Raw genomic sequence first — 25,342 nt, 5'->3', positions numbered from 1 at the left:
ATGATTAGCCCTGATATAGAACGTCACATAGCCCTTGCGGGAGTATGCCAAGCCGCAGCATTAGTTCAAAGTGTAGCTAGAAAAGGTAGTGCTGATGCACAATCCATTGAGGCAAGTATTTCAAGTATTTTGGTTATGGCGCCGGATAACCCGCAACAAGTCTATGGTTCCCTACCGAACTTAACGGTGGGTTTTAAGACATTGCTCGCACAGTTAGACAATGAAAGCCGCCACAAAGACGCCGAAATAACGCGTTATGTAGCGTCGATTTTAAGTTTAGAACGAAAGCTGAGTAAACATCCTACCGCGTTAAGTACCTTGGGCGAGCGAATATCACACGTACAACGTCAATTGGCGCACGTCGATATAGAGCATACTCAAATAATGGCATCGTTAGCAAGCGTGTATACCGATGTCGTCAGCCCACTTTCTCCGAAAATTCAGATCGCTGGAAATCAGCAGTACCTTGGTTTGGAAACGAATCAACATAAAGTGCGCGCACTGCTCCTTGCTGGTGTTCGTTCTGCCGTGCTATGGCGCCAAATGGGCGGTAAAAGAAGACACATATTATTCAACAAAAATCAGATTTTAAAAGCGGCTAAGCAGGCCATACGCGTCATTTCCTAACGCAGAAAGTTGGGAAAGGCACTGCGACTCAAATGTAAAATGCATATTTAATTCGTAATTTATAATTTTTAAGGACACACAATGAACCTATCCGCACTTACCGCTCTTTCACCTGTGGATGGCCGCTACGGCACAAAAACAAAGGAATTGAGAGAATATTTCAGCGAATATGGTTTAATTAAGCAGCGCATTATTGTTGAAGTTCGCTGGCTACAAGCGCTCGCAAAACATCAAGATATCATTGAGGTTCCTACTTTTAGTAAAGAAGCGAATGATCTGTTAAACAATATTATTGAACAATTTTGTGAAGCTGACGCCCAACGCGTTAAAGATATTGAAGCGACAACAAATCATGATGTCAAAGCAGTAGAATACTTCCTAAAAGAAAAAGTAGCAGATAATGCCGAACTACAAGCGATTAATGAATTTATTCACTTTGCTTGCACGTCTGAGGATATCAATAACCTATCACATGCATTGATGCTCAAAGGCGGTCGTGATGATGTGTTGCTGCCCTATTGTGATCAACTTATTTCTGAGCTTACTCGCTTAGCCAGGGAATACCAACGTATTCCAATGATGGCGAGAACCCATGGACAGCCAGCCTCACCTACAACAATGGGTAAAGAAATGGCAAACGTGACGATACGTCTGAAGCGTCAAAGAGCGCAAATTGCAAACGTCGAACTGCTAGGCAAAATCAATGGCGCGGTAGGTAACTACAATGCCCACTTGAGTGCATACCCAAATACAGACTGGCATAAATTTGCAGGCGATTTTGTTATCGGACTGGGTATTACATGGAATCCCTTTACGACCCAAATTGAACCGCATGACTACATCGCTGAATTATATGATGCGATCGCTCGTTTCAACACAATACTCATCGATTTTGATCGCGATGTATGGGGTTACATCGCCTTAGGTCATTTTAAACAAAGAACCATTGCCGGTGAAATTGGCTCTTCAACAATGCCGCATAAAGTCAATCCAATCGACTTTGAGAATTCAGAAGGTAACTTGGGCATTGCGAATGCCATTTTAGGACATTTAGCAACGAAACTACCGGTCAGCCGCTGGCAACGAGATCTGACTGATTCCACTGTTTTAAGAAACTTAGGTGTCGGTTTAGGTTATGCGGTCATTGCTTATCAAGCAACGTTAAAAGGCATAAGCAAGTTACAACTCAATGAACCAAGCCTACTTGCTGAACTCGATAATAACTGGGAATTACTGGCTGAACCTATTCAAACAGTGATGCGTCGCTACGGCATTGAAAAACCATATGAAAAACTCAAAGAATTAACGCGTGGTAAAAAGGTAAATGCGGCAGTAATGGCTGAGTTCATAGACAATTTGGAATTGCCACAGGAAGTCAAAGTTGAATTAAAAAAATTGACCCCTGCAAACTATATTGGTGACGCAATTAGGCTTGTTGATCAGTTGCTTGCAGAGCAATAAGCTGAAAAAATACAACCCTAATTAAAGACTCACAAGGATGTGTGTCATGTTTAATGTCATGCCTGTGCTTAAACAGTATTTTGAGCGTTTAAATTTTAGTCCCCTAAGCATCCAATCAAAACCAAGCAAGAAAGCGGACATATTAGCCGGAGTTTGTTTGTTTTTATGCTTAGTTTTGTTTGTTCAATCCTTAAAATTATTATACTTTTCGAATATACCCAGTGTGCACATTCACATAATCAGTATGCTAGTGCATCTTAGTTTTTTTTCGTCCGCATTTTTCTTAAGCAAATTGAATCTGTTTGAATTAGCTAGATGCTTACTAATCTTGACTTATATGAGTTATCTCATCACCGCTATTTTGTTATGGCAAATAAACCTAAATATTCAATTTTACTTTTTACTCGGCATGTTTGCGTGTCTCTATTTTTTTAATCCTCAGGAGACCAAACAACTGTGGATAACACTGTGTATATTTTGTGGATTATTTATATACTTCCAAAACCAATTCGTGTTTTCTATTGAAACTGAAGATTGGCCGCTTGGCATCATGAACGTCAACACATGGACATTGTCGATTTCTTGTTTCCTAATAGCGACATGGATCCGCCGACAGATAAATCGTAGTTGGCAACAAATGCAAATGACAGAACAAAAAACAAGGCAACTATTACAAAAAGTGATCCCTATTAATATTGCACGTCATCTGATGTCGGCTGAGCCTTTGAGTTTAGAAAATTGTATTACTGAACATCCATTTGCTAGCATCATCTTTATCGATTTCACACAGTTCACGCCCTATAGCCGCCAAACCTCGGATAAAAACTTGGTGACGTTTTTACATCGCATATATTGTGTATTTGATACTATTGCAGAGCAACATCAGCTAACTAAAATAAAGACTAACGGCGACCAGTATATTGCAGGGGTTGGTCTGGACAATCGCTCATTAAGCTCTTACGAAACGAGTCAAAAATGCTGTCAATTTGCGCTCGCCATCAGTCGAGAATTTGAAATTCAAGCCGGTGTTAATATTGGGATTAAAATGGGTATAGCATCGGGCAATGCAATTTCCGGCATTATTGGACAATCAAGACCGGCATTTGATGTGTGGGGGAATACAATGAACCTTGCTTCCCGCTTAGAATCAACAGCAGCGAATAGAGAAATTCAGGTCTGCCAACAAACCATGCTGTATAGTATGCAAAATTATCAGTTTTGTTCTGGGTTGGCGCAGCCATTGAAAGGCTTAGGGCAAGTTACCGTATATAAGTTATTAGGTGCAAAATGATCATCACTAAATTCGACCAAACTCACTTCTTAACAGAATGTTGGCAAAAAAAACCGTGTATCATAAGGGGTTTCGTTGAGTCATTCAACGATCCTATTGATGAACATGAATTAGCTGGCTTAGCTCAAGAAGATGACGTGGATAGCCGCATTGTTTCCTGTTTAAACGGAAAATGGACGGCAACTCAAGGGCCTTTCCAGACATATGAAGATACATGTATAGGCGCTTGGTCTTTGCTTGTTCAGGGCGTTGACAAATACATTGATGAAGTTGACGAACTGACTCAATTAGTCAACTTCATCCCCAACTGGCGTCTTGACGATGTCATGATCAGCTTTTCAAACGAAGGTGCTGGCGTTGGCGCACATATTGATGAATATGATGTATTTATTATTCAGGGAAAAGGGTCAAGGCGCTGGCAAGTTGGTCTGCCCAGCGATTATACCGAATCTATTCCCCACCCTTTACTAAAACAGATTAATGGTTTTACACCTATTATTGATGAAGTACTGTTGCCTGGTGATGTTGTCTACATCCCCCCAAAACATCCTCATAATGGTGTCGCGCTTACCGACTGCCTTAATTACAGTATCGGCTTTAGGGCACCTACTTCACTCGAATTGCTGAGCGGTTTGGTTGATGAGAACATTATCGACCCGGCCACTGCATTACGTTATACCGATCCTCAATTACGAAGCCTGAGAACAATCAATACACCAAGCGCAGCGGTTAATGCATCTGAAATAAACAAAATAAAGCAACATCTTGAGCAGTTGATTAATTCTGAACAAGCAGAGAATGCACTTCTGCAATTACTTAGTCGTCAAGGCTTGCCAAATGACGAAGCACTACAAGCAAATTACACTGTTGAGGATGTCCGCAGTGAATTACTGGACGGTGTATCATTAGCCAAAATGACAGGCGTCAAGCCTGTATATGCCGAGCAACAGAGGTCTGAGAATTTTGTTTTTTTCATTGATGGAAATTCATATACGGTCGGCATAGCCCTGAAGGATGCTTTTGAAGTTTTACTCAACAATAAAGACGTATCGGTGGGTATAGACATTGACGAAGAAGTACTCAATAACCTTGAATTTGTCGCGATTGTGACAAACTTGATAAATATCGGTTATTGGGTTTTGTCAGATTAATAAAGCCCAAATTTACTGTACTTTGTTGTATTCTTAAAAACAAAAAAGGCTAGATTTTTCATCTAGCCTTTTTACTTTGCAATCAGTACATAATGACTCAAAAGTCTTAACGTTGATTACAGTTAACACCTCAACATTTTAGACTGACGCCAATATTTCATTCAATGTTGCACTCGGTCGCATTGTTTCAACAACCAAATTATCATCTGCAAAGTAGTAACCGTTTACATTAACAGCGACGCCTTGGGCGCTGTTCAACTCGTTAACAATGGTTGCTTCTTGTGCCTTTAATTTTTCGGCTACCGGCGTAAACTGTGCTTTTAATTCAGCGTCACCCGATTGTGCCGCAAGCTCTTGTGCCCAATACGTCGCTAGATAAAAATGCGAACCACGGTTATCCAATTCATTTACTTTTCGTGATGGCGATTTATTTTCTTGCAAGAACGTCGCTGTTGCTCTGTCCAATGTATCTGCCAATACTTTTGCTTTCGGTTTATCAGTCGTTACACTTAAGTGTTCTAAAGAAGCCGCTAATGCTAAAAACTCGCCCAACGAATCCCAACGTAAATGATTTTCTTTTTCAAACTGCTGAACGTGCTTAGGCGCAGATCCACCGGCACCGGTTTCAAACAGACCACCGCCATTCATCAATGGAACAATAGACAACATTTTAGCGCTTGTACCCAATTCTAAGATCGGGAACAAATCGGTTAAATAATCGCGCAATACATTGCCCGTTACAGAAATAGTATCTTCACCCCTTGCACAACGTTGCAATGTAAATTCGGTCGCTTCAATAGGGCTCATTATTTGAATGTCTAAACCAGCAGTGTCCTGATCTTTAAGATATATGTTTACTTTCTTAATCATTTGCACGTCATGTGCACGGTCTTCATCTAGCCAAAAAATGGCTGGCGAATTTGTAGCACGAGCGCGAGTCACTGCTAATTTCACCCAATCCTGTATAGGCGCATCTTTGGCCTGACACATTCTCCAGATATCACCATTTTCAACATTGTGGGAAAGCATTACATCACCCGCAGTATTAACAACTCGAACCACACCTGCTGCGGGCAAAATAAAGGTTTTATCGTGTGAACCATATTCTTCTGCTTTCTGCGCCATCAGACCAACATTAGGCACTGTACCCATGGTTGTTGGATCGAATGCACCGTGTTTCTTACAGAATTCAACAACTGAAGAGAATACGCCTGCATAGCTGCGATCGGGGATCATAAACTTGGTATCTTTTTGCCTACCGTCTGGTCCCCACATTTGACCTGAAGCTCTTATTGCGGCGGGCATTGAGGCGTCAATAATAACATCACTTGGAACATGTAGATTAGTAATACCACGGTCTGAGTCAACCATTGCCATTTCAGGGCGCGTGCCGTATACAGCATCAATATCTGCTTCAATTTCAGCTTTATGTTGCTCTGGTAATGATGCGATCTTGGCATATACATCACCTAAACCATTTTTAACGTCAACGCCAATTTTAGCGAAGATATCAGCATGTTTAGCAAACACGTCTTTATAGAACACTTCAACCGCGTGACCAAAAATAACAGGATCTGATACTTTCATCATTGTCGCTTTCATGTGCAATGAAAGCAGGACATCCTGTTCTTTGGCCAAGTCAATTTCTTTATCAAAAAAGCTAACCAACGCTGCTTTGCTCATTACTGAAGCATCAATGATTTCTTTATCAAGCAACGACACTTTTTGTTTTAATGTTGTTACCGTGCCGTTAGATGCGACAAACTCGATGCGTACATCTTGTGCACCTAAAACGGTTGTTGATCGCTCACTAGCATAAAAATCACCTGCTTCCATATGCGAAACATGAGACTTAGAATCCATTGACCATGCACCCATTGAATGCGGGTTTATGCGAGCATACTGCTTAACTGAAGCCGGAGCTCGACGATCAGAGTTGCCTTCACGCAATACCGGATTTACTGCAGAGCCAAGCACTTTCGCATAGCTTTGCTTGACTGTTTCTTGCTCTTCAGTTTTTGCAATTTCTGGATAATTAGGTAAAGCGTAACCTTTCGACTGAAGTTCTTTAATCGCAGCTTGAAGTTGCGGTACTGACGCACTGATATTCGGTAATTTGATAATATTTGCTTCAGACGTCTGAGCTAATTCACCAAGTTCAGCAAGTGCGTCACCAATACGTTGTTCTTCAGTTAGATAATCTGGGAAATTTGCAATGATTCTGCCAGCTAAAGAAATATCGCGAGTTTCAACATCAATACCAGAAGATGCAGTAAATGCCTTAATGATCGGCAATAATGATTGCGTGGCTAACGCTGGAGCCTCATCGGTAATGGTGTAAATAATCTTGGATGTATCAGTAGTCATTAAAATTCCTAATGCGTGTAAACTGTAAAATAAAATAACGAGATTGTTCGAATTTACTGTTGTTAGATTACAATCAACTGTTTTTTCCTATTGACAGAAATCATGTGCACATGTAATTCGAAAGCGCATATTTTAAAGGAATTTAAACTGTTTTTATATAGGAATAGGATGATTTGCGTTGGACTTCCTGACTCATCCGATGAGATTGGCTTGTTTAGCTCGCTTTAGCGCAAGCCAATTTGTGAGTATTATCGTATTTTTAGATTTATTCTAAAAATACGATAACTTTGGCACTGTATTTCGTCTCTGTCACTAGAACAACACAGTCATTTTCAGTATCTTGTTAGCATACATTGTTGATATTGAGATAAATATGTACTGTTATTGTTGCAGCAATCGTCTATTTTCAGATTGCTGCGAGCCTATAATTAAAAATACAAGCGCTCTGGATCCAGAGCAACTAATGCGCTCACGATTTAGTGCATATGCGGTCAAAAATTATGCTTACGTTTTAGCCACCTATGCTCCTGAACAAAGACGAAGCCTAACCTTGTCAACATTACGTGAGTCCACTGACAACACTAGGTGGCTCAAACTTGATGTGTTGGGATCGGCAGAAAGAGACGCAGTTGGAATTGTCGAGTTTATTGCGACCTATGCTTTGGATACTGACTATTTTCGCATACACGAACTGTCCAGTTTTATAAAGCAAGATGCGCATTGGTATTACACCACCGGTGTTATGCAAAATAAATCAGGAAAATTTACACCTAATCGAAACGATGAGTGTCCATGTGGCAGTGCTGTAAAATACAAAAAGTGTTGTCGAAAATAGCCACTTTATTTTGTAATCGACTTAAACGCTCCCTGTTGTAAGAATAGAATAACTTGTGTAATAACCGCCGAATTTCGCATCATAAAAGTGTGCGTTACCGGCATTGTAAGGTGAGCTGACATCCCTTCTAGTTTGGAACTTTCAACCGATACTTTGCCATCGTTAGGCATGGGTAGCATTGTTGATAAAACCAAATTAACACTGCGAGAGCCAGCAATAATTCCCAGTTCAAAATTAGCCGGACCTAATTGATTAGGTAACGCATCTTTTTTTGCAGAAAGCTGCAAACCAGCAGGTCCATTAACGGTTTTAAAGCCGGGTACGTTTTGCAGCAAATCCACAATTTCACTACCCGAGTTGGGTGGCCCTAGCATAACCACTCGACCAAGGTTATGCATTTTATATTGGCGCAGAAACTGGCGGACCAAAATTCCACCCATCGAATGCGTTACAAAATGAATTTTGCTATTTGGGCCCACTTTTTTAATAGCATTGCCGATACTCCATTCTGCAAGCGCCTCGATATCATGTTTTGTTGACGGGTAATCTACATTAACAACCTGATATCCATTTTCTTTTAAGGCTCTCTCAAGCTTTTTCATTGAAGAGGCTTTGCGAGCCAACCCATGCAAGAGGATCACAGCTTCGTTATTAAATATCACGTTATCAATACACCATATTCAGGCGCAACGACATGATGAGATAATAAACTGCTATTTGATGTTAAGCGGCGCAAAGCTTTTCACCAAATCATCAACCGCTTTCATTTGCGACAAATAGCCTTCTAACTTAGCTAAAGGCAGCGCACATGGGCCATCACATTTGGCTTCATCCGGATTAGGATGGGACTCAATAAACAAACCAGCAATACCTAATGCCATGCCACTGCGAGCAAGTTCAGCAGCTTGTTGCCTGCGACCTCCAGCAGAATCGGTGCGTCCACCCGGTTGCTGCAGTGCGTGGGTGGCATCAAAAATAACCGGTGCCATAGTTTTCATCTCGTCCATCCCCAACATATCAACAACTAAATTGTTGTAGCCATAACAAGAACCTCGTTCACATAACAGAATTTTTTGATTTCCTGCCTCGGCAAATTTGTTAATGATGTGGCGCATTTCATGTGGTGCTAAAAATTGCGGCTTCTTCACATTGATCACCGCGTTAGTTTTTGCCATCGCAACCACTAAGTCGGTTTGACGAGCTAAAAACGCAGGCAATTGAATTACGTCCACAACTTCAGCAACCGGTGCTGCTTGGAAAGCTTCGTGAACATCTGTAATAATAGGTACTTGGAATTGATTTTTAATTTCTTCAAAAATTTTTAAACCCGCTTCCAAACCAGGACCACGGTAAGAATTAACAGAGCTTCTGTTTGCCTTATCAAATGATGCCTTAAAGACATATGGAATGCCTAGTTTAGTAGTTATTTCTTTATATTTTTCAACAATCTGCATTGCTAAATCCCGAGATTCCAACACATTCATGCCGCCAAAAAGAACAAATGGTGCACTATTATCAACGGTTATATTTTGTACTTTAACTTGTGTAATCACAACAGAATAATCCTATGGTCATCGTTCCAGTTTACAGCATATTGACGCTAAGCAACTACAGCAAAGACGCCTAAAGACACTGGCTAATATGAGAATATCTATGCCAAAAACAAAAATGGCTGCTTAGTAAAGGCCACAGTGGCGGTTAGTACCGCCCAAATAACAGCACAAACAAAGCCGACTGTTCTTGAGCGATTTGTTTGTGCCCATTTTAAGGCAAAGAACCCAGACACAATATACAATATAACGCCAACGACTTTACTAGACACCACAGCGCTCACATGAAGATGGAGGACTGTTTCATACATATCATCGTCCTTTTTATCATTATATGTTTATTGCTAATTATTAGGCAGCCAGCGTCCTAGTGTCACTCTATCTAACCTATTTAAATCTTGTTTTGTCGTCACTTCTTTATAACCGGTTTCTTGCAGCATCTGCTGGATCATACCAGCTTGCTTGTGCCCATGCTCCAAAAGCAAATAGCCACCATTATTTAAAAACTGAGCACCTTCGCAAATAATATGCTTGATATCGTCTAAACCGTCTATACCCGAAGTTAAGGCACTGCTAGGTTCAAATCGAACGTCGCCTTGCTTGAGCCATACTGAATTAGATTCGACATAAGGAGGATTAGAAACAATTAAATCGTACCTTTGCGTTGTTGCAATAGCCGAAAACCAATTGCTCAATACAAATGCAACATCGACGTTGTTACCGATTGCATTTGCCTCTGCAAGTTCAATTATTTCTTGTTTAAAATCACACCCAGTAATAAGCCAATGTGGACATTCCGATTTAATTGCCAAAGCGATAGCACCAGTACCGGTGCCTAAATCGAGCACGTTTGCATGAGTTGGGAGCGGCAATGATATCGCTGTTTCAACCACTATTTCAGAATCAGCTCTAGGAATTAAGGTATGTTCTGATACGCTCAAATTGAGTGTCCAAAAAGGCTGATGCCCAACGATATAGGCTACTGGATATCCTAATATACGTTTGCTAAGTGCCGTGACAAGCTTCTTTTTACCACTGGCACATAGCGGTTTATCGCTTTGGGTAATTAATTGCATGGATGTTTTATTAAATGCAAACTCAACAAATATTTTAGCCTCTAGCCTTGGGTCATTAAAGGTCAGGTTAGCTTGCTGCTCAGATAACACTTTTTTACTCGCAGTCAACGCGTCAGCAATGCTATTGCATGAACTGATGAACATGCCGATAGCGCTAGCTTGTGTTTCACCAGCGCCATCAAATTTTATGCTATTGCGAGTCGATGCCACTTTTTAATCAATACTCTTCGGACAGTGAAGCAAGCATATCTGCTTGATGCTCTTGGCGGATAGGTTCCATTAACGCGCCTAAATCACCTGCAATGATGTCGTCTAATTTATATAGGGTTAGGTTAATACGGTGGTCCGTTACGCGCCCTTGAGGGAAGTTGTAGGTGCGTATCCGCTGTGAGCGATCACCACTACCCACTAAGCTTTTTCTAGTACTAGCTTCTTCTGCATTTCGCTTATCTTCTTCAATCTGATTTAACCGTGCTTGCAAAACCGACATTGCTCTCGCTCTATTTTTATGCTGCGAGCGTTCATCCTGGCATTCAACAACCACACCAGTAGGTAGATGCGTAAGTCGGATCGCAGAGTCAGTTTTGTTAACGTGCTGACCACCGGCACCCGAGGCTCTGTAAGTATCTACGCGAAGATCTCCAGCGTTAATCTCAATGGCTTCTGACTCTGGGATTTCAGGCAATACAGCGACGGTGCAAGCCGACGTATGAATACGTCCTTGAGATTCAGTTTCTGGCACTCGTTGCACGCGATGTCCACCGGATTCAAATTTCAAGACGCCATACGCTCCAGCGCCACTGACATTAACAATGATTTCTTTGTAGCCACCATGATCGCCAAGGTTAGAAGTCATTAGCTCCAACTTCCAGCCTTTGTTTTCTGCGTAGCGGCTATACATACGAAATAAATCGCCAGCAAAGATTGCTGCTTCATCACCGCCAGCCCCAGCACGGATTTCTAAGAAACAACTGTTGTCATCTTTCGGGTCTTTGGGCAGTAACAAAATTTGCAAACTCATTTCTAGCTCTTCAACGCGAGCTTTGCTGTCTTTTAACTCTTCTTGCGCCATTTCTTTTATGTCAGGATCATTCTCCTGAATCATTTCAAGCGCAGATTCAACGTCTTTTTGTGCTGACTGATAGCCGCCAAACTGCGTAACAACAGCTTCTAATTGTGAATATTCCTTACTTAAGTTACGGAATTTATCTTGATTACCAATCACACCAGGATCGCCCAATAGCGCTTGGACTTCTTCAAAACGCTCCACCAACGATTCTAATTTATTGACTACGGACTGTTTCATTCTTTTCCTGTTTCTCTTTTGACTGTCCCTTGTAATCCTAGCGCTTTTGCTAAAAAGTTTAGATTATTATCATCGGGCAGCTTACTTGCCTGTTGCAAAGCTTTTGTTGGGCCGTGTAACATAGCTTGGGTTAACTTGAAGGCCAACTCTTTCATGGCCTCGTCTGGCGCAATACCATCATCAATCTGCCGTAATGCTCTTTGCAGCGCATCATCACGTGTTTGTTCCGCTTTTTCACGATAATTCTTTATTAAATCAACATTTTGGTAATGCTGCTGCCAAGATCCGTAGCTAATTACCATTTTGCTAATCATGTGTTCAGCTTGTTGCGCTGCAACTTCGCGATTTGCTACGTTTTGTTCCACAATATTCTGCAAGTCATCTACCGTATACAAATACGCATCATCTAACTCACCTACTTCATGTTCAATATCTCTTGGTACCGCTAAGTCGATCAACAACATAGGCTTATGCTTTCTTGTTTTAAGCGCGGTTGCTACGGTGCCTCGGCCAATAAGCGGCAATGAACTAGCGGTCGAACTGATCACAATATCGGCTTGCGCCAAATGTTCCGGTATTTGACTAATTGTAATTGCAGTCCCGTTAAGGCCTTGTGCCAATTTACTTGCTCTTGAAAGCGTTCTATTGGCCACTGTAATCGATTTTGCTTCGGCATCGACTAGGTGCTTTGCTACCAATTCGATGGTTTCACCTGCACCAATCAACAGCACATTGCTGTGTGTTAATTTTGAAAATATTTGTTTTGCTAACTGCACTGCAGCGAACGCAACAGAAACTGCATTAGCACCAATTTCAGTGTCGGTACGCACTTTTTTTGCGATAGAAAAAGTAGATTGAAATAACTTTTCAAACTCAGCACTGATTTTACCCGCGTTTTTAGATTCCGTATATGCTTGCTTAACTTGACCTAAAATTTGTGGTTCGCCTATTATTAATGAATCTAATCCGCACGCAACTCGCATAAGATGGTTAATGGCGTTGTCTCCGTGCTTGACATAACTGTGCTGATTAATAATCTCATAGTCGGTTTGATGAAAATCCGCTAACCACTGGCATAGTTTGTCCGCATCCTCAGGCTGTTTAGCCTTGATGTACACTTCAGTTCTATTACAAGTAGATAATATGACTACCTGCTTAGCACCCGTATATTGAGGGCAAGATTGCAGAGCATGCGCAAGTTTGTCAGGCGAAAACGCAACTTTCTCCCGCAAATTTACCGGTGCAGACTTGTGATTAATCCCGAGCGCAATGATGGTCATTAAAAAAAGATATTAGTCCCATGTTTAGTTTGTCCGCGGCATTGTACGAAAAAGCGTATATGATTGAAAGAAATTGAGATTAAAGAATTTACGAATAGACGTCCGTCGTCAGTCGATCATGCTCGATTATAAGACGATTATGCTATATTAAATAGGGTTTACTATTAAAAATACTCATTATGAGCGTTATAATTGAGGGCCTAGCTCAATAAATAGTAAAGAGCATTAATTAAGCAATTGATATGCATATTTTTTAACTTTATCATCTCATTATCTCGCTAATTTAATTTAAGTAGCAAAATGCTAGTCTTTCAACGTATTATTTTACCAAAGGTTTTTTAGTGCTCACTTCTTCATCATATAAATTTATTGGTATTTGTCTGCTTATTTTGCTGATTAGTAGCTGTAAAAACACGCACAACCTGCATAATCGAAAAGTAATTGATATGTCGGCTGAGTATCTGCAATTACAAAATCAAGAAAAGCTAAGATTAATGAGTCACTGGGAACTCACCGGTAAAATGGCAATTATTACACCGAGTGAACGCAAGAGTGCGTATTTAAATTGGCAGCAGTCGAATCAGGTTGTCGACTTTCGACTAACTAACTTGATTGGTGTATCTTTGCTCAATTTGACTTACAACGGTGAAGTTGCGCGTTTAGAAGCCGATGGTGAGGAGTACGAGGGAGCATCGACCGAAGCACTTGTATACCGCACCACGGGGTGGATACTTCCTCTAGATAACTTGCCCCAGTGGATCAAAGGCTCCGTCAGTGAGCGCGACCACGTAATATTGAACGATAAAGGCTTACCAGAAATTATTCAGCCTATTTGTGCAACGTGCACTGGTTGGCAAATTACCTACAGTCAATATGGATATGTGCAAGGTGTTTGGCTTCCATTTTTAATTGAAGTTAATAATCCAATAAAGCAAACCCGATTAAAATTTAAGGTCCGACAGTGGCACCGAAAATAAAGTGGTACCCAAGCCCTGCAAAGCTTAATTTATTTTTGCACATTATCGGTCGCTATGAAAATGGGTATCACCAGTTGCAAAGTCTATTTCAATTATTAGACCAAGGTGATGAAATTGGTTTCGACATCAATGCTAACAGTACTATTAGAATAGCCGAGCAATTGTCTGGCGTGCCCGAGCACGAAAACTTAGTTTACCGCGCTGCGATAGCATTGAAAGCCTATGCTCATGAAAGAAACGGCTGTGTACTACATATCAATAAACGCTTACCTATGGGTGGCGGAATTGGTGGCGGTTCATCAAACGCTGCAACGGTTTTAGTTGTGTTAAATCAACTATGGCATTGCAACTTGAACACCGAAGCGCTGGCCCAAATTGGCCTAACATTGGGTGCTGATGTACCTATATTTGTGCATGGAAATACGGCTTTTGCAGAAGGCGTTGGCGACGTTTTATTACCAACAGCCACAACTGAGAAATGGTATTTAGTGGCGACACCCAATGTATCAATATCCACAAAAACAATATTTACTTCGGTTGACTTACCTCGAAACACGCCTAAGATCGACTTCAAGACCTACAGTTTTGAAAAAACCCACAACGATTGTCAAAGTTTAGTCGAGAAAACGCATAAGGATGTTGCAAATTTATTACACTGGTTGTTACACTACGCACCGTCGCGGATGACTGGAACCGGTGCAAGTGTTTTTGCAGTTTTCGATGCGAAAGAAAACGCAGACAAAGTTCTTCATTTGCTACCCGATTGTTATGCTGGTTTTGTTGCTAAAAGCGTTAACCGTTCAGGTTTACATATCGCCCTAGGTCTCTAAAATAGCTAACATACAGTTCCTGACAAGTTAAAACATTATTGGGGTATAGCCAAGTTGGTAAGGCAGCGGGTTTTGATCCCGCGATCGTAGGTTCAAGTCCTGCTACCCCAGCCACCACCTAAACAACGCACTGAGGATTATCTTGTGCCTGATATGAAGCTTTTTGCAGGAAATGCTGTACCTGAACTCGCCCAGAAAGTCGCCGAACGTTTATACACTAAATTAGGAAATGCCAGTGTTGGTCGTTTTAGTGATGGTGAAATTTGTGTAGAAATTCATGAAAACGTGCGTGGTTCTGACGTTTTTATTATTCAATCTACTTGCGCGCCAACCAATGATAACTTAATGGAATTAATCGTTATGATTGATGCCTTCCGTCGCGCTTCTGCCGGGCGAATTACCGCAGTTATCCCCTACTTTGGATATGCACGTCAGGACCGCCGTGTGCGCTCGGCAAGAGTGCCAATTACAGCGAAGGTTGTTGCTGACTTCCTGTCAAACGTTGGCGTAGATCGCGTTTTAACCGTCGATTTACACGCCGAACAAATTCAAGGTTTCTTTGATGTACCGGTAGACAATGCGTTTGGTACGCCAATATTACTTGATGATATGTTTCAGCGTGACTTTGTTCGACCCATTGTCGTTTCACCTGATATTGGTGGTGTTGTGAGAGCGCGAGCCACTGCCAAGCTGTTAAATGATTCAGACTTAGCTATTATTGATAAACGTCGACCAAAAGCAAACGTTGCTCAGGTAATGAACATCATCGGTGATGTAAAAGGCAGGGACTGCATTATTGTCGACGACATGATCGACACAGGTGGGACCTTAGCGAAAGCAGCCGAAGCACTTAAAGAGCAAGGTGCAGCAAGGGTATTTGCATATGCGACACATGCGATATTCTCAGGTAATGCGGTGGAGAACCTGCGAGATTCTGTGATTGACGAAATCATTATTACTGACAGTATTCCGCTTCGCGCAGAAATAAGAGCGCTCAAGAAAGTTAAGCAGTTGTCACTTTCAGAGATGTTAGCAGAAACGATCCGCCGTATTAGCAACGAAGAATCTATATCAGCGATGTTTGAATATTAAGCGCTAAAAACAACTAAAAAAGCTGCCTATCGTTGCCGATTTGCGGCTTTTTTTGTATTTAAAATTATATTATCTATTTAAAGCTATGTTATTTATTTAAATCTGTTTTTATTGAAAACAAAGCATCGCTCAGACTTATTCTAAATTAATTACATCATGATGAAGTCAGGCTGCAAAACCCAGTGTGTATAGACCTTAGTGCGTTCGACCATGCTGCAATCAACACTAGCAATCTAAACTGCAATGTTAATGGTGCAGAGTTGGACTTAAATTTTTTAAAGGGAAAATTAATATGTGTATGTTAACGGTTTCCATCATTCGTCTTTTACTGTTAACTGCGGCGCTATCCGGGTGCTCCAGTGAAAACACAGATAAAGCTGAAAATACGCCCGAAGATAAAGTAATCGAGCAACTATTGAGTAACGATATGCCAAAAGTATCCTCCGACACAGCAGAATTATTGGTTTTAAAAGGCCAAGTATTATTTCAACAAATGGAAGGCGGTTTTTTTGGTTTTATTGATGAGAATGGTAATAAATACACGCCAATAGGCATGAGCAAAGCTGATTTACGTCATGGCTTAGTAATCCAGTTGAGCGGCAAACTATTACCTAATATGCTCACAACTACCCAATTTGGTGAGGTTATTAAGGTTGAAAGCGTCGTCATTCTAGATGCGTCAAATGCGCAGAAAGCAGGACGTCCCAGCGTTAATGACACAGATTTGTAAAACAAAACACTGACCAAACCAATGATTACTTACTTTGCGGTTAATTTAGGCTGACTGAGCTTAAGTTTACATTGTGTGTTAGTACACGCAGTGATAGAATGCGCCGCCCGTTTTAATACGGGCTTTTGTTTTTTACCGGTGTCGTCTACTCACGTTATATTTTTAATACTAATTCGACAATAAAGAACAGACGACAATAAAAACGTTGAAAAACAACAACATACTCGATTTGGTCGCAAAATCGAGCTTATTAATTTTATATATTTGGAGACATAACATGTCTAAAGCAATTTTTAAATTGGATGCAACTATCCGAACTGACATAGGGAAACGTGCGAGCCGCCGCCTTCGTCTTCAGGATAAAGTGCCTGCAATCGTTTACGGTGGTGACGAAGCACCGATGTCTATCACCCTTGAACATAATAAAGTAAACCAAGCTCAAGAGTTTGAAGCTTTTTACTCGCACGTGTTAACAATTAACATTGATGGTAAAAAAGTAGAAGTACTTGTTAAAGATATGCAACGCCATCCGTTTAAGCCAAAAGTAACGCACATCGATTTTCAACGCGTTATTGCGGGTCAAACGTTAACTACTAACGTACCTATTCACTTCATTAACGCAGCAGAATCTGACGCGGTTAAATTGAATGGCGGTCACGCTGAGCATCACATGAACGATATCGAAGTTTTATGTATGCCTAAAGACTTACCTGAATATATTGAAATTGATTTACGTAATATTGAGATGGGTCAAACCATTCACTTATCAAACGTTAAATTCCCTAAGGGTGTTGAATCGGTTGAGTTAGGTAAAGGCGAAGAGCATGATTTAGCAGTGGTTACTGTTAAAACGGCTAAGGGCCCAAGCATTGAAGCAGCAGGTGAAGGTGAAGCAGACGCAACTGAGGCATAATCAGTTTGTCTGACATTCGTCTAATCGTGGGTCTGGGTAATCCAGGCCCCGAATACCAAAGAACCCGCCACAATGCGGGTGCGATGTTTGTTGAAAGCTTAGCTTCAAGATTTAATTGTCCTTTAACGTTTGAAAGTAAGTTTTTTGGTTTTACCGGTCGTTTTACGCTGCACGGGCGCGACATCCGTTTGCTCATCCCAACTACCTTTATGAATAAAAGTGGCCAAGCGGTCGCTGCATTAGCCAACTTCTACAAAATAGATTATGACCAACTTTTAGTTGCATTCGATGAACTCGATTTTGACCCAGGAGTTGCTAAATTCAAAATAGGTGGTAGTTCAACGCAAAATGGTATTCGCGATATTGTTGCTAGCCTAGCCAATCAACGGGAATTTTTCCGACTAAGAATAGGTATTGGTCACCCAGGTCATAAAGGTAAAGTTACCGGCCATGTTTTAGGGAAAGCCGCACAAGCAGAGCAAGAAAAAATTGATGCCGCTATAGATGAAGCAATCAGATGTACTGAGATCTTAATCAAAGAAGATTTAGTCTCCGCTATACAGCGATTGCATTCTTTCAAAGCGGATTAAATATTATTTAGTATTGCGTTTGACGCAGTGCTTCTCCAGAAATAGATATTAAAGGACCACTAATATGGGTTTTAAATGCGGCATTGTAGGCCTACCAAACGTAGGAAAATCTACCCTTTTTAATGCATTGACCAAAGCAGGTATCGAAGCAGCAAATTTCCCGTTTTGTACCATTGAGCCTAATACTGGCGTTGTCCCTGTGCCTGACGAAAGACTGGATGCATTGGCAAAGATAGTAGTACCTCAGCGCGTCATTCCAACCACCATGGAATTTGTGGATATCGCGGGTTTAGTGGCTGGAGCTTCGAAAGGCGAAGGTTTAGGTAATAAATTTTTAGCTAATATCCGAGAAACAGATGCCATTGGTCATGTTGTGCGCTGTTTTGACGATGAAAACATTATTCATGTTGCAGGTAAAATAGACCCGCAAGAAGATATTGACATCATCAATACTGAACTTGCATTGTCAGATTTAGAAACCGCAGAAAAAGCCATATTTCGCGTTGGGAAAAGAGCAAAAAGTGGTGATTCAGATGCTAAATTTGAGTTAAAGGTTCTTGAAAAATTGCTACCTTGTTTAAACGAAGGTCAATTACTGCGTTCTATTGAGCTAAGCAAAGAAGAACACGCGGTCATAGCCTATATGAACTTTTTAACCTTAAAACCAACAATGTATATTGCTAATGTCAGCGAAGATGGTTTTGAAAATAATCCTCATCTTGATAAAGTGCGTGCGATTGCTGAAGCCGAAGGCGCTACTGTCGTCAGTATTTGTGCCGCTATTGAGTCTGATATTGCCGAGTTAGACGAGGAAGAAAAAGCCGAATTTATGGCCGATTTAGGCTTAACAGAACCCGGGTTAAACCGCGTGATCCGTGCCGGTTATAGCTTGCTGACGTTAGAGACTTATTTCACTGCCGGTGTCAAAGAAGTCAGAGCTTGGACCTATCCTATCGGCTCAACCGCACCACAAGGTGCTGGTAAAATTCATACCGACTTCGAAAAAGGCTTTATTCGTGCTGAAATCATTGGTTATGACGATTTCGTTTCCTGTAAAGGTGAAGCAGGCGCCAAAGACGCAGGTAAATGGCGTTTAGAAGGTAAAGATTACGTTATCAGAGATGGCGACGTTATTCACTTTCGTTTTAACGTGTAAACTTATTTTAAGCCCGCATTAGTACTAGTTAATGTGGGCCTAATACGACTCCATTCAGTTCATTAATCATAACTAAGCAATTGATTTAATTTATCTATTACTTGGTTCAGTCTAACCATCACAAATATTTTATTCTCATGTAAAACCCAAAAGATATATTTAACGTAACAAGGCTACAAAACGAATTACGACTTACTTATTGTAGGTCAAATGCACGTTAATAGTATTTGGTGACAAAACTACATGAAAACGCAACTCCCATTATTACCCGGTGAGACAGCGCTGCCTAGCGCACCAAAAGTGCTATTGGATGACGGCACCAACTGTATTCCGCAGCACTATTTGTCTTATCATCACACAAAAGAATCTGTAGACAATATCGTAGCTGAAGTAAGCTACGATCCAAGTTACCTGATATTTGTAGACGAAGACAAAGGTGGCATATTTATTCAGGTAGGCATTATTGGCGTTGACAATTATATGAGTGCCCAATCACAAGACAGCCAAAAGATAGTTTATGGCCGACGCTGGCGTGTTGAACCACAGCTCCCTTCTTCTGAAATTATACAAACCGCATTTTTAGCGATAATGAAGGCGCGAGAACATGAAGTTCGAGAGTTAATAAAATACAACGATAATAACAAAGCGACAACACCGTTCAGTTGCCATCATGACCTCCCATTAATGGCGATGTCAGGGAAAACAAATACCGATGATGAATGCGGCCATATAAGCGAGGTTGCGCTGCAAAAGGTGATTGCTAAATTACAATATGACGGTGGTTACTTCGAGCTTGTCGAGCTTTTACCATTAAACAGCGAGCAACTGCTTGCAACAGTTCAGTTCAATTGCTCTGATACGACCAAGTTGCCTGAACTACTGGTACTGTCTAGCTTTAATGTGCTCATTGAAGCACCTACCGAAAATGCGCTTTTATTCAGTTTAATGGACGCGTTATTACACTTAAGTAACCGCCATGTAGAGGAACATTTCACCTTTAAAACATTCGCGCGGTTTTCAAGAAAAAACAGCATTGGAAAAATAAGTGAGTTGTCAGCTAAAACCCGACACAAAGGGCTTACCGAGCATGACATACATTTTACCTTAGCTTTTAAACAAAGTAATTATGATACAGATGAGACCAGAGTACCGCGATTATCAGACTCCGTATTAGGCCTAAAACTGGTCTCACAAATGCAAAAATTTAATATTGGTACTGGAATGTTACCAAGAAAATTTCCATAATATTGGGCATAGTTACGGTTTCTTGGCTAATTTGTGCCCAACTAGTTATTTCATGCAAAAAAGGGGTTGACGACCTCACTTCAACTGAGCATAATACGCGCCACTCTGAAACGGACTAGCGCCGGTTTGGAGTGTTAGGTAGGCTACGTAGCTCAGCTGGTTAGAGCACATCACTCATAATGATGGGGTCGCAGGTTCGAGTCCCGCCGTAGCCACCAATTCACTTATCAGGAATGATAAGTGACTGAGATATGCGGGAGTGGTGGAATTGGTAGACACGCTGGATTTAGGTTCCAGTGCTTCACGGCGTGAGAGTTCAAGTCTCTCCTTCCGCACCAAAAACTGTTGGGGTATAGCCAAGTTGGTAAGGCAGCGGGTTTTGATCCCGCGATCGTAGGTTCAAGTCCTGCTACCCCAGCCATCTCAGTTTTTAAAACTCAAAGTTTTGAGTTGTAATTTAGAGCACTCTTGATTACTCTTGGGGTATAGCCAAGTTGGTAAGGCAACGGGTTTTGATCCCGTCATTCGTAGGTTCGAGTCCTGCTACCCCAGCCAAATTTAGAACGCCGGTTTATCCGGCGTTTTTTGCGTTTTAGAGGAACAGAATTTTGTTATTTACCTTAGTTACTGAAATACAAATACCCACTGGCGCATCCGCAAATATTTTTACTCAACTAGTCAATCTCATGGGTCAGTGGGTCAGCATTGTGGTCGACTTTGTCAATATGGTTTTATGGGGTGATGGCCAAGTCCTAATTTATCTGCTGTTGGTCGCGGGCATTTGGTTTACGGTTAAACTAAAATTCATTCAAATACTTAACTTCAAACACATGTTTTCACTGCTCAAAGGCAGCAGTAAAAGCGACGCTGCTGGTATCAGTTCATTCCAAGCTCTATGCACCAGTCTTTCAGCTAGGGTAGGAACAGGTAATTTAGCTGGGGTGGCAGTTGCCATTTCATTAGGTGGTGCTGGCGCTATATTTTGGATGTGGGTTATAGCCTTGCTCGGTATGGCGACAGGATACGCTGAGAGCGTATTAGGCCAAGTATATAAAATCAAAGACGTGAACGGCGAATATAGAGGGGGTCCGGCTTACTATATTAAGCAAGGTTTAAATAATTCATGGTTCGCTATCTTATTCGCTTTATGCTTGTTTTTTGGCTACGGGTTTGTATTTTCAGCGGTTCAAGCAAATACTATTACCGACGCGCTGAGTAATAGCTACGGTATCGAAACCTTACACTCAGGACTGGTCATTATTGTCCTTGCAGGATTAATCGTAATTGGTGGTTTACGCGCCATTGCAAGATTTGCCGAATGGATAGTTCCTTTTATGGGTGTCGCTTACGTTTTAGTTGCGCTGGTAATTACTATTATTAACATTCAATTGTTGCCCGACGTTATTATCGATATCGTAAAATCAGCGTTTGGTTTACAAGAGGCCGGTGCTGGCGCATTCGCAGCAGCAGTGAAGAACGGTATCCAACGTGGTTTATATTCTAACGAAGCGGGTTCAGGTAGCGTGCCGCATGCGGCAGCCAGTGCATCGCCCCACCCTAATCATCCGGTATCACAAGGCTATATTCAGATGCTCGGTGTATTTATTGACACCATGATTTTATGTACTTGTACTGCCTTTATAATATTGCTGGCAGGGCATGGCAATGATGTTGGCCAAATGGAAGGTATTCGCTTAACACAAACTGCCATGGAAAGTCATTTAGGGGCTTACGGTGGAGATTTTGTGGCGGCTGCTATTAGTTTATTTGCGTTTACCTCGGTAGTGGCAAACTACGCTTACGGAGAGAGTAACTTACATGTATTTAAACTCGATAATAAGTTTGGCCGTGCTTTCTACACCACGGGTTACCTTGGAATGATTTTATGGGGTTCAATGGCCGCAGTGCCAAAAGTTTGGGCGATGGCTGATATGGCCTTAGGGTTAATGACCGTAGTCAATATTATTGCTATTGTGATGCTAACGCCAACCATTGTTGCGGTCACTAAAGACTATAATGAAAAACGTAAGAATCAGGCGAAAATGGATTTTGTTGAAGCTGATTGCAAAATACAAGGAAGCACTGAAGACAACATTTGGAAGTAGCAATCCGACTTGATGTGGACGCGCGCTCACTCTTAGTGATTGCGCGTTGCAATACCACATCTATATCCGCAGCTATACTTTACCGACCTACCTTTCACACACCTACATATACATGAATAGCTGTATAACCAGCAGAATTACGATGAGCGGTATCACCCACTTCATGAATTTAGCTTGGGTTTCTGGCGATATTCTCACACTTGATTTCTCAAGCATCGGAACGATAACAATAAGAGCGATAAACAAAACCGCCAAAATGCCTAAAATTGCCATAAATGCTTCCTTATTATATACTTAAGTAATTATTTGCTGCTTAAGCTTGGTTTTTTGTCGGCCTCATACGCTTTACAAACGATAAGCTCTGGCTTATTCGATCCCCATGGCGTACTTGAGTGCTTTGTGCTTAATTGGGCCTGCTACATTGGCCATTTTAACACCTAAATTACGCAGCGTTTTTAACACGCTAATGTCATTACTAAAAGTTTGATAGAAAATATCCATCGCACTCATCATAACTAAATTGGGTGTTCGTCTGCTATTTTCATAATCCTTCAATGCCTGCTTATCATTCGCAGTAATGGGTTTATTTTCAATACAGGTAAGCAACGCATCTACGTCTTTAAAGCCAAGATTCACACCCTGTCCTGCCAATGGGTTAATTTGATGAGCTGCATCACCTACTAACACCACATTTTTGCGCCAATATTGATTGGCATGCATTCGACGCAATGGAAAACCTGTTTTATCTAACACCTCAAAATCGCCTAAAGTAGGGGGGAATCGAGCAAGGATTTCTTTTTTTATATTGGTATTGCTGGCGTTTCGAATATGCTGACTGGTGGCTGAATCGGCGTACCAAACTAAATTTGCATAGCCATCAAACAAAGGCAGAAAAGCAACCGGCCCTTGTGGTGTAAATTGTTGCCAAGTTGCAGATTCAAACTTCGATGCCATTTTTACCAAAAGCACGTTGGCCTGCTGTTCATATTGCCAGCCTGTAACACCAATATTGGCTTGTTGGCGCAACTGCGAATGCCCACCATCTGCACCAATTAGCGTATTAGCTTGAATATGAATATCGTTATCTAGTAACACATCGGCTGCGGTCAAATTAATATCTACGGCTCTACCATAAACCAAGTGGATGTTATCAGCATGTTCTTGCTCAATAGTGTCCAGTAGCGCAAGTTGTAAAATGCGGTTTTCAACAAAATATCCCAAGTATGATTCACCAATTTGTGAGGCCTCAAAATTAAGCGCCCTAGCACTATTTTCCCAGACGGAAAGTCGATGGTATTGCTGACATCGCATAGCGAGTACTTTGTCCCACACATTGTAGGATTGCAACAGGCGCAGCGTGAAGCGGTTTAAGGCTGAAACTCTCAAATCAGGTAACTCAGCATTGTTGAATGCTTTGGGTTTATTTGCCTCTATTATGGCAACTTTATAGCCTAGCTTCGACAGTCCTATTGCCATAGCACCGCCAACCATACCGCCACCAAAAATACAGTAATCTACAGTTATCTTCATGCGTTCCTACTTTCTATGATGTTATTTATAGTCATACTAAACCGCCGTGCAATAGTCTATCGTTAGTTATTCTTCATCATGGGTCGAGAAAGAATTACCAAGCTCCTTAAGCTTAACTACGCTTCAATTAGCAAACAGTTCACGAACTTACACGCGATACTCTGCGCTGAACATTTAATTACAAAGTTTGCCAGTGAACTTAATGTTACAAAGATAGGTAAAAAACCGCATAGTAAATAAATACTCAACGCTAACATAGTATCGTTAATATTTTCATGCGCCAACTCAACAATATGATAAATAATGAAAAATAAAGTGTTTCTGGGGGCTATTGCGCTGGTTATTGCAGAGGCATTTTTTGCAGGCGTCGGCGCCATTGTAAAAGGCTTAAGTGACAGCTTGTCTGAATCTCAAATGGTCTTCTTCCGTAATTTTTTCGCGTTACTATTCTTGGGCCCTTGGTGCCTAAAACAGGGTACTGAAGCAATATATACGCAGCGTATTGGTTTGCATTTATTTCGCGCTGCAACTGGCCTTGGTGGCATGTATTGTTTCTTTTATGTACTTGCACAGATGCCATTTACATCCGCTATAATGGCCTTAAAAATGGCCCCCTTCTTTATACCGATAGTTGCCAAAGTATGGTTAAAAGAAAGGATACAATCCAAAACCGTGGTAGCCATTATGATTGGCTTCGTTGGTGTTGCTTTCATAATAAACCCTCAGCAAGGTATTGAATTCAATTTGTTATTTATTGTCTTGTTTTGTGCACTGTTAGTTGCCACTACCAAATGTACAATTAGAAAATTGTCTGACACCGAGCCCGCAGTGCGAATAGTTTTCTATTTCATTTGTGTTTCAACCTTATTTTCATTCCCACTAATGATAACCGATTGGCAAGCTATCAATAACCACAACTGGGCGTTGTTAGTACTAATAGGTGCGCTGGCGGTTTGTGGACAATTGCTGATGACACAAGCGTACCATTACGCCTCCCCTGTAAAAATAGGATTACTCGGCTATTCAAGTGTATTTTTCGCCGCCATGATTGGTTATACATTCTGGGACGAACCGCTAACATTGGGCATGCTTTTTGGTGGAATTCTCTTAATTTGGGCAGCAAATGTAACGATTAGACAACGGTGGTTTATCTAAACAAAATAAAACATGAACTACCGAGCGTATAAACTAGCGTCTATCACTGTTCCAGTCTAAAATGTAATGTTACAC

24 protein-coding genes and 5 tRNA genes are annotated in these 25,342 nt (G+C 41.2%); 20 read left to right on the top strand and 9 right to left on the bottom strand.

From position 1 onward, the window contains the following. The 4 genes from hflD to CXF81_RS17450 all read left to right on the top strand — a co-directional run bounded on the left by hflD (nucleotide 1) and on the right by CXF81_RS17450 (nucleotide 4,530). Nucleotides 1–627 carry a high frequency lysogenization protein HflD gene (gene hflD / locus CXF81_RS17465; protein ID WP_101182635.1) on the top strand — a complete coding sequence of 209 codons (627 nt, stop codon included), beginning with the start codon at nucleotides 1–3 and terminating at the stop codon, nucleotides 625–627. A gap of 81 nt (nucleotides 628–708) precedes the next feature. Next, a complete protein-coding gene (purB, locus tag CXF81_RS17460; protein ID WP_101182633.1) occupies nucleotides 709–2,088 on the top strand; it encodes an adenylosuccinate lyase in 1,380 nt (459 codons plus the stop codon). Between the two features lie 337 nt (nucleotides 2,089–2,425). Beyond that, nucleotides 2,426–3,379 carry an adenylate/guanylate cyclase domain-containing protein gene (locus CXF81_RS17455; RefSeq protein WP_232771980.1) on the top strand — a complete coding sequence of 318 codons (954 nt, stop codon included), beginning with the start codon at nucleotides 2,426–2,428 and terminating at the stop codon, nucleotides 3,377–3,379. After that, on the top strand, nucleotides 3,376–4,530 hold the full coding sequence (locus tag CXF81_RS17450) for a cupin domain-containing protein (protein WP_101182629.1): 1,155 nt from the start codon (nucleotides 3,376–3,378) through the stop codon (nucleotides 4,528–4,530). The genes CXF81_RS17455 and CXF81_RS17450 overlap by 4 nt, the downstream gene beginning before the upstream one ends. Nucleotides 4,531–4,668: 138 nt before the next feature. Here the strand turns inward: CXF81_RS17450 and CXF81_RS17445 are convergent, their stop codons facing one another. After that, nucleotides 4,669–6,897: an NADP-dependent isocitrate dehydrogenase gene (locus CXF81_RS17445; protein WP_101182627.1), complete on the bottom strand. Its 2,229-nt coding sequence runs from the start codon at nucleotides 6,895–6,897 to the stop codon at nucleotides 4,669–4,671. Nucleotides 6,898–7,270: 373 nt separating this feature from the next. On the opposite strand from CXF81_RS17445, the gene CXF81_RS17440 reads away from it, so the two are divergent. Then, nucleotides 7,271–7,732: a YchJ family protein gene (locus CXF81_RS17440; protein WP_255409470.1), complete on the top strand. Its 462-nt coding sequence runs from the start codon at nucleotides 7,271–7,273 to the stop codon at nucleotides 7,730–7,732. A 5-nt stretch (nucleotides 7,733–7,737) separates the two neighbouring features. On the opposite strand, the gene CXF81_RS17435 is transcribed toward CXF81_RS17440, so the two are convergent. The 6 genes from CXF81_RS17435 to hemA form a co-directional block, all read right to left on the bottom strand. Next, nucleotides 7,738–8,394 carry a triacylglycerol lipase gene (locus CXF81_RS17435; protein ID WP_101182623.1) on the bottom strand — a complete coding sequence of 219 codons (657 nt, stop codon included), beginning with the start codon at nucleotides 8,392–8,394 and terminating at the stop codon, nucleotides 7,738–7,740. 51 nt (nucleotides 8,395–8,445) lie between these two features. Beyond that, nucleotides 8,446–9,285: a 3-deoxy-8-phosphooctulonate synthase gene (gene kdsA, locus CXF81_RS17430; RefSeq protein WP_101182621.1), complete on the bottom strand. Its 840-nt coding sequence runs from the start codon at nucleotides 9,283–9,285 to the stop codon at nucleotides 8,446–8,448. A 98-nt stretch (nucleotides 9,286–9,383) separates the two neighbouring features. Further along, nucleotides 9,384–9,593: a SirB2 family protein gene (locus CXF81_RS17425; protein WP_101182619.1), complete on the bottom strand. Its 210-nt coding sequence runs from the start codon at nucleotides 9,591–9,593 to the stop codon at nucleotides 9,384–9,386. A gap of 33 nt (nucleotides 9,594–9,626) precedes the next feature. Beyond that, on the bottom strand, nucleotides 9,627–10,568 hold the full coding sequence (gene prmC / locus CXF81_RS17420; RefSeq protein ID WP_101182617.1) for a peptide chain release factor N(5)-glutamine methyltransferase: 942 nt from the start codon (nucleotides 10,566–10,568) through the stop codon (nucleotides 9,627–9,629). 7 nt (nucleotides 10,569–10,575) lie between these two features. Next, nucleotides 10,576–11,664 carry a peptide chain release factor 1 gene (gene prfA / locus CXF81_RS17415; protein ID WP_101182615.1) on the bottom strand — a complete coding sequence of 363 codons (1,089 nt, stop codon included), beginning with the start codon at nucleotides 11,662–11,664 and terminating at the stop codon, nucleotides 10,576–10,578. After that, on the bottom strand, nucleotides 11,661–12,944 hold the full coding sequence (gene hemA / locus CXF81_RS17410; RefSeq protein WP_101182613.1) for a glutamyl-tRNA reductase: 1,284 nt from the start codon (nucleotides 12,942–12,944) through the stop codon (nucleotides 11,661–11,663). Before hemA ends, prfA begins: the two co-directional genes overlap by 4 nt. A gap of 341 nt (nucleotides 12,945–13,285) precedes the next feature. Here hemA and lolB point away from each other — a divergent pair, with 341 nt between their 5' ends. The 14 genes from lolB (at nucleotide 13,286) to CXF81_RS17340 (ending at nucleotide 22,582) form a co-directional block, all read left to right on the top strand. After that, a complete protein-coding gene (gene lolB / locus CXF81_RS17405; protein WP_101182611.1) occupies nucleotides 13,286–13,921 on the top strand; it encodes a lipoprotein insertase outer membrane protein LolB in 636 nt (211 codons plus the stop codon). Then, on the top strand, nucleotides 13,906–14,751 hold the full coding sequence (gene ispE, locus CXF81_RS17400; RefSeq protein WP_101182609.1) for a 4-(cytidine 5'-diphospho)-2-C-methyl-D-erythritol kinase: 846 nt from the start codon (nucleotides 13,906–13,908) through the stop codon (nucleotides 14,749–14,751). Before lolB ends, ispE begins: the two co-directional genes overlap by 16 nt. 39 nt (nucleotides 14,752–14,790) lie before the next feature. After that, nucleotides 14,791–14,865 (top strand) — tRNA-Gln (locus tag CXF81_RS17395). 30 nt (nucleotides 14,866–14,895) lie between these two features. Then, the gene (locus CXF81_RS17390) at nucleotides 14,896–15,843 is read left to right on the top strand and encodes a ribose-phosphate pyrophosphokinase (protein ID WP_006010439.1); all 948 of its coding nucleotides are present in this window, start codon (nucleotides 14,896–14,898) and stop codon (nucleotides 15,841–15,843) included. Nucleotides 15,844–16,135: 292 nt separating this feature from the next. Continuing rightward, nucleotides 16,136–16,573: a hypothetical protein gene (locus CXF81_RS17385; RefSeq protein WP_101182607.1), complete on the top strand. Its 438-nt coding sequence runs from the start codon at nucleotides 16,136–16,138 to the stop codon at nucleotides 16,571–16,573. A 277-nt stretch (nucleotides 16,574–16,850) separates the two neighbouring features. After that, nucleotides 16,851–17,486, top strand: a complete 636-nt coding sequence (locus tag CXF81_RS17380) for a 50S ribosomal protein L25/general stress protein Ctc (protein WP_101182605.1) — start codon at nucleotides 16,851–16,853, stop codon at nucleotides 17,484–17,486. A 5-nt stretch (nucleotides 17,487–17,491) separates the two neighbouring features. After that, nucleotides 17,492–18,076, top strand: coding sequence for an aminoacyl-tRNA hydrolase (gene pth / locus CXF81_RS17375; RefSeq protein WP_101182603.1), 585 nt, complete (start codon nucleotides 17,492–17,494; stop codon nucleotides 18,074–18,076). Nucleotides 18,077–18,140: 64 nt separating this feature from the next. Continuing rightward, a complete protein-coding gene (ychF, locus tag CXF81_RS17370; protein ID WP_006010443.1) occupies nucleotides 18,141–19,232 on the top strand; it encodes a redox-regulated ATPase YchF in 1,092 nt (363 codons plus the stop codon). 243 nt (nucleotides 19,233–19,475) lie between these two features. Then, nucleotides 19,476–20,477: a hypothetical protein gene (locus CXF81_RS17365; RefSeq protein WP_101182601.1), complete on the top strand. Its 1,002-nt coding sequence runs from the start codon at nucleotides 19,476–19,478 to the stop codon at nucleotides 20,475–20,477. Nucleotides 20,478–20,618: 141 nt separating this feature from the next. Further along, nucleotides 20,619–20,695, top strand: a tRNA-Met gene (locus CXF81_RS17360). A gap of 35 nt (nucleotides 20,696–20,730) precedes the next feature. Continuing rightward, nucleotides 20,731–20,815: transfer RNA gene (locus CXF81_RS17355), tRNA-Leu, on the top strand. Nucleotides 20,816–20,823: 8 nt separating this feature from the next. Next, nucleotides 20,824–20,898 (top strand) — tRNA-Gln (locus tag CXF81_RS17350). A 58-nt stretch (nucleotides 20,899–20,956) separates the two neighbouring features. Next, nucleotides 20,957–21,032 (top strand) — tRNA-Gln (locus tag CXF81_RS17345). Nucleotides 21,033–21,163: 131 nt separating this feature from the next. Beyond that, nucleotides 21,164–22,582 carry a sodium:alanine symporter family protein gene (locus tag CXF81_RS17340; RefSeq protein WP_101183108.1) on the top strand — a complete coding sequence of 473 codons (1,419 nt, stop codon included), beginning with the start codon at nucleotides 21,164–21,166 and terminating at the stop codon, nucleotides 22,580–22,582. Between the two features lie 102 nt (nucleotides 22,583–22,684). On the opposite strand, the gene CXF81_RS20120 is transcribed toward CXF81_RS17340, so the two are convergent. Further along, on the bottom strand, nucleotides 22,685–22,855 hold the full coding sequence (locus CXF81_RS20120) for a hypothetical protein (protein WP_006010446.1): 171 nt from the start codon (nucleotides 22,853–22,855) through the stop codon (nucleotides 22,685–22,687). A gap of 93 nt (nucleotides 22,856–22,948) precedes the next feature. Continuing rightward, nucleotides 22,949–24,112, bottom strand: coding sequence for an FAD-dependent monooxygenase (locus CXF81_RS17335; RefSeq protein WP_101182599.1), 1,164 nt, complete (start codon nucleotides 24,110–24,112; stop codon nucleotides 22,949–22,951). A gap of 303 nt (nucleotides 24,113–24,415) precedes the next feature. Here CXF81_RS17335 and CXF81_RS17330 point away from each other — a divergent pair, with 303 nt between their 5' ends. Next, the gene (locus tag CXF81_RS17330) at nucleotides 24,416–25,267 is read left to right on the top strand and encodes a DMT family transporter (protein ID WP_101182597.1); all 852 of its coding nucleotides are present in this window, start codon (nucleotides 24,416–24,418) and stop codon (nucleotides 25,265–25,267) included. Nucleotides 25,268–25,342: the final 75 nt, after the last annotated feature.

This window comes from Glaciecola sp. 33A, from assembly GCF_002836745.1.
Classification (GTDB): Bacteria; Pseudomonadota; Gammaproteobacteria; order Enterobacterales; family Alteromonadaceae; genus Glaciecola.
The sequence above is the reverse complement of the archived record's forward strand: the minus strand, read 5'-3'. Positions and strand labels throughout refer to the sequence as shown.

Excerpts from the sequence above, each read along its gene's own strand:
- hflD (WP_101182635.1), top strand. The coding sequence starts at position 1 with ATGATTAGCCCTGATATAGAACGTCACATAGCCCTTGCGGGAGTATGC.
- purB (WP_101182633.1), top strand. The coding sequence starts at position 709 with ATGAACCTATCCGCACTTACCGCTCTTTCACCTGTGGATGGCCGCTAC.
- CXF81_RS17455 (WP_232771980.1), top strand. The coding sequence starts at position 2,426 with ATGAGTTATCTCATCACCGCTATTTTGTTATGGCAAATAAACCTAAAT.
- CXF81_RS17450 (WP_101182629.1), top strand. The coding sequence starts at position 3,376 with ATGATCATCACTAAATTCGACCAAACTCACTTCTTAACAGAATGTTGG.
- CXF81_RS17445 (WP_101182627.1), bottom strand. The coding sequence starts at position 6,897 with ATGACTACTGATACATCCAAGATTATTTACACCATTACCGATGAGGCT.
- CXF81_RS17440 (WP_255409470.1), top strand. The coding sequence starts at position 7,271 with ATGTACTGTTATTGTTGCAGCAATCGTCTATTTTCAGATTGCTGCGAG.
- CXF81_RS17425 (WP_101182619.1), bottom strand. The coding sequence starts at position 9,593 with ATGTATGAAACAGTCCTCCATCTTCATGTGAGCGCTGTGGTGTCTAGT.
- prfA (WP_101182615.1), bottom strand. The coding sequence starts at position 11,664 with ATGAAACAGTCCGTAGTCAATAAATTAGAATCGTTGGTGGAGCGTTTT.
- hemA (WP_101182613.1), bottom strand. The coding sequence starts at position 12,944 with ATGACCATCATTGCGCTCGGGATTAATCACAAGTCTGCACCGGTAAAT.
- CXF81_RS17385 (WP_101182607.1), top strand. The coding sequence starts at position 16,136 with ATGTGTATGTTAACGGTTTCCATCATTCGTCTTTTACTGTTAACTGCG.
- CXF81_RS17380 (WP_101182605.1), top strand. The coding sequence starts at position 16,851 with ATGTCTAAAGCAATTTTTAAATTGGATGCAACTATCCGAACTGACATA.
- ychF (WP_006010443.1), top strand. The coding sequence starts at position 18,141 with ATGGGTTTTAAATGCGGCATTGTAGGCCTACCAAACGTAGGAAAATCT.
- CXF81_RS17365 (WP_101182601.1), top strand. The coding sequence starts at position 19,476 with ATGAAAACGCAACTCCCATTATTACCCGGTGAGACAGCGCTGCCTAGC.
- CXF81_RS17340 (WP_101183108.1), top strand. The coding sequence starts at position 21,164 with ATGGGTCAGTGGGTCAGCATTGTGGTCGACTTTGTCAATATGGTTTTA.
- CXF81_RS20120 (WP_006010446.1), bottom strand. The coding sequence starts at position 22,855 with ATGGCAATTTTAGGCATTTTGGCGGTTTTGTTTATCGCTCTTATTGTT.
- CXF81_RS17335 (WP_101182599.1), bottom strand. The coding sequence starts at position 24,112 with ATGAAGATAACTGTAGATTACTGTATTTTTGGTGGCGGTATGGTTGGC.
- CXF81_RS17330 (WP_101182597.1), top strand. The coding sequence starts at position 24,416 with ATGAAAAATAAAGTGTTTCTGGGGGCTATTGCGCTGGTTATTGCAGAG.